At 52.3% G+C, this 12,171-nt stretch carries 5 protein-coding genes and 1 pseudogene; all 6 read left to right on the top strand.

Translation table 11 applies throughout. From position 1 onward, the window contains the following. The first annotated feature begins 304 nt into the window (after positions 1 to 304). The 6 genes and pseudogenes from JMF85_RS26225 (at position 305) to JMF85_RS28525 (ending at position 12,167) form a co-directional block, all read left to right on the top strand. Positions 305 to 1,510 (top strand): HupE/UreJ family protein, encoded by a 1,206-nt coding sequence (locus JMF85_RS26225; protein ID WP_201319259.1) that lies wholly within the window; start codon positions 305 to 307, stop codon positions 1,508 to 1,510. A 14-nt stretch (positions 1,511 to 1,524) separates the two neighbouring features. Beyond that, positions 1,525 to 7,194, top strand: coding sequence for an S-layer homology domain-containing protein (locus JMF85_RS26220; protein ID WP_201319258.1), 5,670 nt, complete (start codon positions 1,525 to 1,527; stop codon positions 7,192 to 7,194). A 253-nt stretch (positions 7,195 to 7,447) separates the two neighbouring features. After that, on the top strand, positions 7,448 to 8,464 hold the full coding sequence (locus tag JMF85_RS26215; RefSeq protein ID WP_201319257.1) for a LacI family DNA-binding transcriptional regulator: 1,017 nt from the start codon (positions 7,448 to 7,450) through the stop codon (positions 8,462 to 8,464). Between the two features lie 146 nt (positions 8,465 to 8,610). Next, positions 8,611 to 9,933 carry an ABC transporter substrate-binding protein gene (locus tag JMF85_RS26210; RefSeq protein ID WP_201319256.1) on the top strand — a complete coding sequence of 441 codons (1,323 nt, stop codon included), beginning with the start codon at positions 8,611 to 8,613 and terminating at the stop codon, positions 9,931 to 9,933. A 94-nt stretch (positions 9,934 to 10,027) separates the two neighbouring features. Further along, complete coding sequence (locus JMF85_RS26205) at positions 10,028 to 11,329, top strand: carbohydrate ABC transporter permease (RefSeq protein WP_201319255.1); 1,302 nt, start codon at positions 10,028 to 10,030, stop codon at positions 11,327 to 11,329. A gap of 11 nt (positions 11,330 to 11,340) precedes the next feature. Continuing rightward, a pseudogene (locus tag JMF85_RS28525) lies at positions 11,341 to 12,167 on the top strand (carbohydrate ABC transporter permease). Positions 12,168 to 12,171 lie beyond the last annotated feature (4 nt).

Here is a 12,171-nt window from a genome sequence, read left to right as displayed (position 1 = left end):
TTTAAATTGGGAGAAGGGTGTACCCCCTTAGAGAAACCTGCGATAACATCTAGCGTGTTGGCGTGCGGTCGTAATAATGAGATGGTATAGGGAGTTGATCCCCTTGCCCCGTTCAACTGCATGAGTCATGCCCAGTTGCTCTTCATTTGAAGGGCTTTTTGTCGTGAGGAATCGATTTTTGTCGGTTCTTCATAATTTCTTAACGCTGCGTTAACATCGAGCGAACATAAATGACTACAATTTAATTAATGAACCGCCTGCTGCTAAAGAGTTGGACACAAAGAAGGGAGGTTGATCATGTTAAATGATGCTCGCGAATAGGTACGGTCCCATTTACCGTAGAGGGCTGACGGCTGTTGTTCTGCTGTTGGCGATGGGTTTGGGGCTATTTCTTCCGCCCGGCGCGGAAGCACATTTCACCTCTACCGGGTATTCGGATATCACCGTCAAGGAACAGGAGCTTCAATATTTGCTTTCCTTTGGCGAGCATGATCTGATGGAAGCGCTCAAGCTGGATCAGGACGGGGACGGAAAGCTTTCCGAACAAGAATTAAGCGATGCGTCGGAAAGCTTGAAGGCATTTGTGAACGACGGACTGATTGTGACAGGGGACGGCAAGGTCGGACAAGCCGCGATCAAACAGGTAAAGAAAACGCTGCGGGCCAAAATGCCAATGGTCGAACTCGATTTGGTGTACGCGTTTCCCGGCAAGGTTGAACGCTTTCAGGTGCAGTACGGGTTCTTTTACAACGGAACGAACTCGGACCATCGAAGCTTCGCAACGATTCTTCTGGGTGGACAAACCGTCACTCAGGTGTTGAACCAGAACAACGCCATCCTGCAAATTCAAGGCTCTTCGCAGACGCAGGAGAGCGGGCAAGCGGGGGCGGCAGAGGAGAAGACAAGCTTCAAAGGCGTGCAGCCGGCCTCGCAAGGCTCCGCTTCCAACCCTTGGTACCTGACGCTCATGGAGTACGTGCGGATGGGGATGGAGCACATATGGGGCGGGGCCGATCATCTTTTGTTCGTCGCCGGTCTTATTGTTGCCACGCGAAACCGGAAGGAGGTCGTCCGCCTAATTACGGCTTTTACCGTGGGTCACAGTGTGACCTTGGTTTTGGCCGCATTGGAGTTGGCCTCATTGTCGCCGATTCTTGTCGAACCGCTCATCGCCCTTAGCATTGTATATGTAGCGATGGAGAATCTAAATTGGACCCGGAAGATCCCGATGAACCGGACGACGCTGACGGCGCTGTTTGGACTCGTTCACGGCTTCGGGTTTGCCGAGATTTTGCAGGGAACGCTGGCCGGTCACATTGCACTGCCCTTGTTCTCCTTTAACCTTGGGGTAGAGCTCGGTCAGCTTGCGGTGATAGCGATTGTGCTTCCCTTGCTGTGGGTGTTTCATCGAAGCCTGAAGAAAGCCTACGACCGCTGGCTTCCAGGCGCCTCGGGTTTGATCGGCTTATTCGGCGTCTTCTGGTTTATCGAACGCGTATTTTCAATATAAAGGAGAAGCGAATGGTGAGAAGCATACGTAAGTTGTTGAAAACATACATATCAGCCGTGGCGGCTGGCAGTTTGCTGCTAAGCTGTTTGTCACCCTTTGGACCCGTTGCTGCAGTTGCGGCGGCAGAGTCGAGCGCGCCGGTGCTGCTCGTGACGGAAATTCATCCGAATAATACGGGGGATGACGATTACGAGTTTATTGAAATCTATAATAACTCTGATCGGACGCTTAAGCTAAACGATTATTCTGTTAGGTACTATTATCCCTCAGACGGATCTACGATTCCGTTCCAATTCCCTGAGGTGTCGCTGCCCTCTGGGCAAACGGTTGTTCTCTGGTACAACAAGAGCGAGAAGACGGTCGCAGACTTTAACTCCAAGTACGGAACGTCGCTTAACCCCGATCAGATCGCAGAAATTACCGGGACCGGTTTTACCGGACTGGCGAACAGTGGCAGCCGCGGCGTGGTCATTCGAGACGCGGCCGCCAACGAGATCACAAGAGCGATCTACGTCACAGAAGACATTGGCACCGGATTAGGCGTTTATTATAGATCTCCACTAGCGGGAACGGAACAAGCGAAGCTTGCCGTCCTGCAGTCGCCGACGCCAGGGACGCTTTCCCCCGGTCAGGTTCCGGATACTCCGGTGCACCTGCCGGATAACGAGCCGCCGGTCATCACGCACACGCCGGTAACGGCTGCAAATGTGGAGAACGATGTAATCATCACGGCGAGCATTACGAATCCGGAGGATACGGTCGCTGGGGCCACCTACAACGATATTGTAACGGCGGCGGTATACTATAAATCGATTTCGGAACCGACCTTCTTATCTGTACCGCTTGTAAAAATGACGGGTACCGACTTCAGCGCAGCGATTCCTAGAACAGAGCTGAAGGAGGCGCAGCTTCAGTACTATATTCAGGCTAAGGACAGCGCCAATACTGTAAAAACAGATACGTATACGGTGCAGATTGCAATGCCGGATATCGACTTCAATGCGCTGCCGCCGTTAATGGTTACCGAGCTTGTGCCCGATTCGACGAACGTAGGGTTGGCTGACGGGTATGAGTTTATCGAGATTTATAACAACTCCGACAAGGACGTTAACTTTAAAGATTATAAAATTTATTATCGTTATACAGACTCCGGTCCGGACGCCGATGTCGTTTGGCCGACGGACGTAGAGGACTTCATCCTTCCATCTAAGCAAACGATGGTATTCTGGATTATCAACGCGCAGAACCAGTCCAAAACCGTCGCTGATTTTAACGCGATCTATGGCACGAATCTGCAGGAAAACGTGAACATCATGAAGATGCGCAGTGACGGGATGGCCAACGGTGGCAAGCGGGGCATCGTCATTGCCACGAACACCCACAAAGAGATATCGGTTGCGCTCTACGACAACGACGAAGAAACGCAGGCGAACAAAGGCATCTTCTATAAGTACGCCGCCAACGGCGCCGCTACGATGATCAAGTACAGCGCGGGTCTGGAAGCGGCGACGCCGGGCACGGTAGCCGGCCATCAAGTGCCGCTCCTTCCGGTGATGCTGCCTGTGGATACGACAGCACCGACGATTGAAGTCTTGACGGGAAAAACGGAGGTGGAGCAATGGCAGGATGTCGAGCTCGTTGCGGATGCCAAGGACGATCAGGGCGTGAAGACGGTAGCGGTCTTTTACAAAACGGATCAGCAGTCTGCGTACACCAAGCGTTACCTGAAAGAGAGCTTCAGCGATACGATGTATCATCACAAGGTCTTTTCGCCAGAGCTGATCGGACGGACTTATGTTGACTATTACTTTGCAGCTTCAGACGGCACGAATACGACTACAAGCCCGACGTATCGACTGCTTATTACCGGAGGCTTGGATACATCGCCGCTTCGAATGAACGTGAAGGACGGAGACACGTTATCTGGCCGGTACTTGTTGAAGACTACGTCGCAGTCGGCCGCCCCGAGCGAGCTGAGCGTCGCGATTGATAACGAGCCGGCCGCCCCTGCAAGCATTGCGCTGGAGAATGAGGCGTATTTCGCCTTTGATGTGACCGCGGTCAATTATTGGTTCAAAAATGCGGTGACCGACGGGCAGGAGATTCTGTTCACGTTCGATGATACGATTAATGATTGGACGACGTTAACCGTTCCGATCAACCCGGACCGTTTGGAAATCGGGGATAATGTCCTTTCCATTCGGGCTGGCTCCAAAGCCTCGCCGTTTGATACTCGGCAGGAAGAAAACAAGGACGATTTCCAGGTGAAGAACATTCGCCTTGTTCTCGCTGACGGAACGGAGCTGTATGATGACCGTTATACGGACCGCGAGCAGGAAATCAAGATGGGGGACAGCAGTGGCAGATTCCCGGTGATCGATTTCAAGTTCCACATTACGGAGGAGAAGTTTAGATCAAAGGCTTATGAATGGGATACGACAAAGTGGGCCGACGGAAGTTACACCGTCAAGGTTATCCAATCGGGAGGCGGGGAACGCACGGCCACCGTCAATGTGGACAACACGGCTCCATCCGTTCAACCAACGGTGGTAGAAGGAGAGATGTATAAAGGACCGTTTATCATTGATGCAGCCGTTAGCGATGCTTCATCCGGTTTGGAGAAGGTGGAGACCCGGCTCGACGGCGCGCCTATTACGTTCCCGTATGCCACCTCCTCTTCCGAGCTGCAGCCCGGGGAGCATACGCTGATCATTCAAGCCAGCGATAAGGTGGGGAATCGTTCGGAATCCAAGATTACCTTCTTTACGCCTAACGAACACCCTTCGCAGCCGGAACTCATCGCGCCGCAGCAGGGCAATGGAACTGCTAAGACCGACGTATCCCTCGCCGTGAAGGTGACCGATCCGACCGGTGATGCCATGAAGGTTTCGTTCTACAAGGGCTACGCGTATGGAGGCGGCGCACCTGGAAAGCTCGCAGGCTATCGGAATACGGTCGATTACGAGCCGCCGAAGCAGCAGGTTCCGGCAGGAGAAACAGCTTTTGGTGAAGCGGACTATATGGCGATTGCGGCCAAGGACGGACAATATGTAACAACGGACAGCGACACGCAGTTCCCGTACCAAAGGTTCCAAGTGCAGCTGGATCCGTCGGTGAAAGCAACCGATACCGTTGAGCTGAAGTGGCAGGGAGCTTCGCTGGAAGGACGCAAAGTAACCATGTACGCATGGGATGAGACCAAGCAGGAGTGGGAGAAGCTTGCCCAACATGTGGCGGGTGCAGAGGATTTTGAGCTGTACGCGACTTTCGAAGCCGGGAAATATTCCCGCTCGCACACCATCGATGTGCTGATTCAGGACGAAATCCCTCCTACGCCCGACGATTACGATTATTCCTTCGTTTGGATGTCGGATACGCAGTATTATTCCGAAAGCTATCCTCATATCTATGAGGATATTGTGAATTGGATTGCGGATAAGAAGGATGAGATGAACATTAAATATGTCATCCACACCGGCGACCTGGTTGATGAAGCGGATAAACCGATACAGTGGCAGCGCGCTTCGGACGATATGGCGGTGCTGGAGAAGGCAGGCGTTCCTTATGGGGTGCTTGCAGGGAACCATGACGTGGATCATAAGCTGGGCGCTTACGATCATTATTGGAATTATTTCGGCGAGGACCGCTTCAAGAAGCAGCCGACCTTCGGCGGGTCGTACGATAACAACCGAGGGCATTATGACCTCATATCGTCCCACGGCAACGATTTTATCGTGCTGTATATGGGCTGGGGGCTTGGCGACAAAGAAATCCAGTGGATGGACGATGTGCTGAAGCAGTATCCGGACCGGATGGCCATCTTGAATTTCCACGAATACCTGCTGGTGTCGGGCAACCGCGCGCCGATTGCCGATAAGGTGTTTGAGCGGGTCGTAGTACCGAATAAAAATGTCATTGCCGTCTTATCCGGGCATTATCATGACGCCGAGCTGCTGGTCGATGAAATCGATGACGACGGAGACGGCGTCAAGGACCGGAACGTATATCAAATGCTGGCCGATTATCAAGGCGGCCCCGAAGGGGGACAAGGATACATTCGGTTAATGCAATTTGATACGGATAACAATAAGCTCAATATTAAAACCTATTCCCCTTATTTGGACGATTACAACTATTACGATCCCGTGGAGTATCCAAACAAGGACGAATTTACGTTAACGCTCGATTTGCAGCCGAAGAAGAAGCGCGTAGCGACCGATTACATGGGCGTTAATGTGTATACGGATCAACGGATTGGCCAGGTGGAGCAAGTCGCGAGCGGCTCCAAGGCTGAAGTCGTCTGGAACCGTCTCCCGGCGAAGACCCTGCAGCAGTGGTACGCTGTCGCGGAGGATGCTTTCGGCGGCCGCAGCGTCTCCGGGATTTGGAATTTCAAGACGGGACCAAGCAGCAATTCCGACGATGACGAAGAAGAAAGCGGCGACGATCATGCTAGCTCTGGCCCGCAACAGCCTGCGGGACAACAGCCTGCGGGAGAGCAGCCCAAGCCGGACGAGGACGGCCGTCTGACCGTGAAGCCGACTCGGGAAGGAGCTGCAGCCAAAGCGGAGCTGAAGGCCGAGGAGCTCCATAGCGCATTCATACAGGCGGAAGCGCGAACGGACGGGCAGAAGACCGTTACGGTTAAGCTCGATGCCGTAGAAGGGGTACGGACATATGCGTTGGCGCTCCCGTCGGCAGCGTTGATGCAGGATAATCCATCCCGGCGCATCGAGATTGTGTCGGCCGTCGGCACTGTTGTGCTCCCCGGCAATATGCTGACGGGACGTAGCGACAATTCATCCACCGTCACTTTAACGTTAGGCGCTGCCGATCAAGGCCGCTTGAGCGAGCAGGTCCGCGCGTCAGTCGGTGACCGTCCGGTTATTGAGCTGGAGATGAAGGACGGCGACCGGACGCTGGCTTGGAACAACCCGGATGTGAAAGTGAAGGTATCGGTTCCGTACAAGGCAACGCCGGAGGAAAGAAGCAAAAGCGACCATCTGGTCGTCCTGTACATAGATTCGGAGGGTCAGGCCCATGTGATAGCGAACGCCAAATACGATCTGGCTTCTGAAACGATCGTATTCGAGACGACCCACTTCAGTACGTACGCCGTTGCTCTGGTATTCAAAACGTTCGACGACTTGAACGGTCTCGAGTGGGCGAAGCGGCCGATCGAGGCGCTGGCCTCCAGAGACATCATCGAAGGAACGTCCGAGAAGCAATACTCGCCGGCCAAACCGATCACCCGGGCGGATTTTGTAACGCTGCTGGTCAAGACGCTCGGACTCGAGTCGAAGCAAGTGGCAGAAAACTTCAAGGATGTGCAGCCCGGGGATTATTATTACGAAGCGATCGCGGCTGCAAGGAAGCTGGGAATCGCCGAGGGCTCGGGCAACGATACATTCAGACCGAACGATCCGATTACCCGGCAAGACACATTTGTCCTAACCGAACGGGCGTTGAAGGCGGCGGAAGCGCCGATAATTAGCGGTGCGGCTTCGCTCGAAACGTTCGCCGACGGGCAGCAGATTGCCGATTATGCCAAGGAGGCTGTCGCGGGCATGGTGAAGGCTGGATTCATCGAGGGGAGCAATGGGCGCGTTGAACCGCTGGCGAATATAACGCGGGCCGAAACCGCCGTGCTCATGTATCGAATCTTTAAGAAAATAACCGAATAAGCTAAGGAATACAGCGTGTCCTCCGGTAGGACGCGCTGTATTATTTTTTCTTGCCGCCCGAAAGATTTCTTGAATTCCGCAAATTTTTTCAAAAAAATCTTGATATTCATATAATACCTAGTATAATACTCGGTATAAGGATTGAGTTCATATCAAATTTCCCGTTGGTTATCAAAAAAGGTATGGTGGAGCCGGAGCGCCTTTGATATAATGGTCATGAAAAGCTTTTCATGACAAATGACAGGTGAATCCTATGAAATCAACCATAAGAGATGTAGCGCGTATGGCCAACGTTTCTATTAGCACGGTGTCCAGGGTATTGAATAATCCGGATCTGGTGGCCAAAGATAAGCGGGAAAAGATTTTGGAGGCGATCGAGCAGCTAAATTATACCCCTAACGCCTTGGCACGGGGGTTAATTCACAAAAGAACGCAGACGCTGGGGGTCATCATTCCGGACATCTCCAACTTATTTTATGCAGAGGTCATCCGCGGGATGGAAGATTCGGCGCATGAAAGCGGAAATAACCTGATTATTTGTAATACGGTTAACGATCAAGCTCGTCGATTGGCAAGCGTGAAGGTGTTAAGCGAAAAGCAGATCGACGGGATCGTCATTACAAGCGAGCCGATTTATCCGGACAGCTATGAACTGTTCCGGCAGTTGAATATACCGATTGTTTTGGCTGCCACGCATAGCTTGGAATACGAGATCCCTTCCGTAAGAGTGAACGACGAGCAAGCTGCGTATGATGCGACGGAGTATCTGATTCGCAAGGGACACAAGCGCATCGGCATGATTAGCGGGTCTACACTTGATCCGATATCCGGATTGCCGAGAATTCAAGGATTCATGAGAGCACTGCGGACACATGGTCTGGAGGCTACACCGGAAATCCGCATCGAATATGCGAACTATCACTTTGAAGAAAGCTACGAAGCCATGAAAAAGCTGTATGCGAAATTCCCCGAGCTGACAGCGGTCTTCGCTTCAAGTGATGAGAGAGCGCTTGGTGCGATATCTTATCTGCACGAGAACCGGATTCAAGTGCCTGAGCAGGTTTCGGTCATCGGCTTTGACAACACGAGAATGGCGGGCATGAGCTACCCGAAGCTGACCACCGTTGCCCAGCCGTTGTACCAAATGGGGTTTCAAGCGGTCCGGAAGCTGGATCAGCTCATCAACGGCAAACAGCTGGATGAGCTGCGCACGTACATGTCGCATTGGATTGAAGAACGGCATTCCGTGAGAGATATCAACATCAATTAGGTGAAAAACCAAGTGAGCTAAAGCTCACGATAATCTGAAAAGCTTTTCAGCAAACGTTTCCATTTGGGTTGAAAGGGGTGATACACTTCTGCACGCCGCTCGATAGCTATAATTTCCATGCTCAAACCAAATAGGAGGCCAATCATATGTTGAAAAAAGCTCTGAGCACAACCCTTGTATTCTCGCTGGCAGCTGCTGCGCTGTCCGCCTGCGGTGGATCGAATCCTCAAGACCAGGCACCTGCCCCAAGCAGCACGCCTAACGCTCCGGCTGCAGAAAATAAGCCGGCCGAGAAGGTAAAGATCGTATTCAGTCAGGGGGCCGACCAAACGGAAGGCACGAAGAAGCTGGTCGCCGCCTTCCAAGCGAAGTTCCCGAACATCGAGGTGGAAGTACGCGATTTCCCGAATGACTCCTCGCAAATGCATGATCAGCTTGTTACCATCCTTGGCGGTAAATCGGCTGAAATCGATGTGATCAATCTGGACGTCGTTTGGCCTGCCGAATTCGCCCAAGCCGGTTTCCTTCTTCCGCTCGACCGGTTGATCCAGGAGGATAAGGTCGACCTCACTAAATATCTGAAGGGCGGCATCGACGCAGGCTATTTCAACGGACAACAGTGGGCTCTTCCGCGTTATAACAATGCGGGGCTGCTATATTACCGCAAGGATATCGTGAAGGAAGTTCCGAAAACGTGGGATGATCTTCTCAAGCAAGCGGAGGCGTTGAAGGGGGAAGGCGGCACCAAATACGGTTTCGTAACCCAAGGGAAGCAGTATGAAGGGTTAACGGTCGGGTTTACGGAGCTCGTCAGCGCCTACGGCGGTAAAATTATCGACGACAAAGGCAATGTAACGGTGAATAGTCCGGAAGCTTTGAAAGGGCTGAAGAAGCTCATTGAGATTCAAAAATCTCAGTCCGTACCAGCCAATTTAAACACCTTTACCGAGAAAGAGACGCTGAATGCCTTCTTGGAAGGCAGCGCGGTGTTTGCCCGTCACTGGCCGGCGTTGTACGCACAGGCCAACGATCCGAAGCTATCCAAAGTTGCAGGCAATGTCGGTATTGCAGCGCTTCCGGCCGGTGACGCCCGTTCAGCAGCAGCTCTTGGCGGCTGGTTGGCGGCTATCAACAAATATTCCAAGCATCCGAAGGAAGCCTGGGAGTTCCTGAAATTTGCGGTCAGCCCTGAAGGGCAAAAAATCATTGCCGTCAACAGCACGCAAACGCCCACATATTTGTCTCTGTTTGATGATGCGGAGGTACAAAAAGCGAGTCCGTTGTTCGCGAGCCGCGACTTTGTCAACGGTCTAAGCAGCGCGATCCCAAGAACAATTACACCGCAATATGCCAAAATTTCCGGCCTGATTCAAGTCGAGGTGTCCAAAGCGATCGCTGGGGAGCAAACACCGGAGCAGGCGCTGAGCAACTTGGAAAGCCAAATCAAGCAAGCTATTGGCAGCAAATAAACACATAATGAGTCTACAGCCTTCAAGGCACACGACTCTTCATTCATTTCGATTCTCGATATAGCTGTGACCGAAGGCGGTGTCTTTCGAAAATATGTTTAAACGAACGGCGTTTACCAAAGAGGCTCGGGTGGCTTACCTGTTGATTATGCCGGCCGCCTTGCTCATCTGTGCGATTGCCATCTGGCCGGTGCTGCGCTCCTTCTGGATCAGCTTATATGACATCCGGCTCAATGATCCGACAAAGTCGGAGATTCATGCGGAGTATGCCCTGAATATGGAGAAGTATACGGAGACCATGCCGATACTTCTTAGAATTCTTGGGGCGGAAGCTGCTGAAGGAGGAGCGGTTAAAGATCGCCTGGAGCCGCTGCGGCAGCGCGCGGAGGAGATGAAGAACGAGCTGGAGGCCGATCCGGCCTTTAAAGCCAGATATGAGAAGATTGATCGTCTGCTATTCGATTTTCAGCCGGTGCCGGAAGAGCTGAAGTACTTCGAGCTGGACCGGGAATTGGCGTTGAAGCTGAGGACGGAGCTCGGCGAGATGCTTCAGATCTTAAAGCAAGTGAAAGAGGAGGGCTTGATGAAGCGCCCCGACGATCCCATAGGGCTCATCGGGGCGCTAATGGGGACCTTCATGGAGCCTAACTTTGTCGGCCTGGGCCATTATAAGCGGTTTTTCGCGGATCCGCGGTTATGGCAATCCATTGGAAACACCTCTTTATTTACGGTGTGCGCTGTATCGATGGAGATGCTATTCGGTCTGTTGATCGCCCTGCTTATCAACCGCTCTTTTCGAGGCCGGGGGCTCGTGCGGGCAGCCGTTCTTATTCCTTGGGCGACGCCGACCGCGATTTCCGCCATGATGTGGCAGTTTCTGTACGACGGACAGAACGGCGTGATTGCCAGGCTTTTCACCGAAATTGGCTTGATCTCCGAAATGAGTACGTTGCTATCGACGAAAGCGGGAGCGATGTTCTCGATCGTGTTCGCCGATACATGGAAAACAGCTCCTTTCGTAGCACTGCTGCTGCTCGCCGGGTTGCAGACGATATCCGGGTCGATGTATGAAGCGGCTCAAGTGGACGGTGCGACGCGGTGGAAACAGTTTGTTCATATTACGCTGCCTTCTTTGAAAACAACCTTCCTTGTCGCGCTGATGTTCCGTACGCTGGATGCCTTCCGTGTCTTCGATCTCATTTATGTGCTGACGGGGGGCGGCCCGGCGAATTCGACGGAGTCCATTTCGATTTATGCTTATAAAACGATGTTTGCCGAGCTTGATTTCGGAGCCGGCTCCGCGTTGTCTGTCATTGTGTTTTTGTGCATAGCCATCATCTGTATGATCTTTGTGAATCTCTTGGGCGCTGACATGGTCAGCAAACGCGGAGGTTAGGAGGGGAAACCATGGCGAAAAAATCAGGTCTGCTTTTTTATGTCGGCATAACCATTTTTATTGCAGCGGTCATGTTTCCCTTTTTCTGGGTATTCCTGGCCTCCGTGAAAGAAACCGAGTATTTATATGGGCCGCATGCGTTCGATGTGATCGTGCCGGGCTACACCTTGGACAATTACGTGAGCGTCTTCGTCAACCATCCGTTCGGCCGTTACCTGTTGAACAGCTTGACGGTAGCCGGTTTGACGATGCTTTACAGCCTGTTTGTCGCGTCTTTTGCGGCGTATGCGATTGCCCGTCTTCAATTTTTCGGAAAAACGTTTTTTTGGGTGTGCTGCTGGCGGTTTCCATGTTTCCGCAGATCGCTACGATTTCCCCGATTTTCCTGTTCATGCAGGCTACCGGGCTGCGCAACACGTATTTGGGACTTATTATTCCGTATACGACTTTTGCGCTTCCGTTATCGATCTGGTACATGACGACGTTTTTTCAAAAAATTCCGTATGAGTTGGAGGAAGCGGCCAAAGTGGACGGCGCCTCGATCATGCAGACGTTCCGCAAAATATTGCTGCCATTGGCAGCGCCAGGATTGTTCACGACGGCGATCATCGTGTTTGTGGACGCTTGGCACGAATTTTTCTTTTCTTTAACAATCAATACCAAAGAAAGCATGATGACCGTTCCAGTCGGCATTGCCATGTTTCAAGGAGAATTCACCTTCCCTTGGGGGGAAATTTCCGCCGCTACCATAACCGTGACGGTGCCGGTCGCGATCCTGGTGCTTCTGTTTCAACGGCAAATCGTATCCGGCTTAACTTCAGGCGCCGTAAAGGAATAATAGC

Source organism: Paenibacillus sp. EPM92 (assembly GCF_016586185.1).
Lineage (GTDB): Bacteria > Bacillota > Bacilli > Paenibacillales > NBRC-103111 > Paenibacillus_G > Paenibacillus_G validus.
Note: the sequence above shows the minus strand (reverse complement) of the source record. Positions and strands in the feature narration are given on the sequence as shown.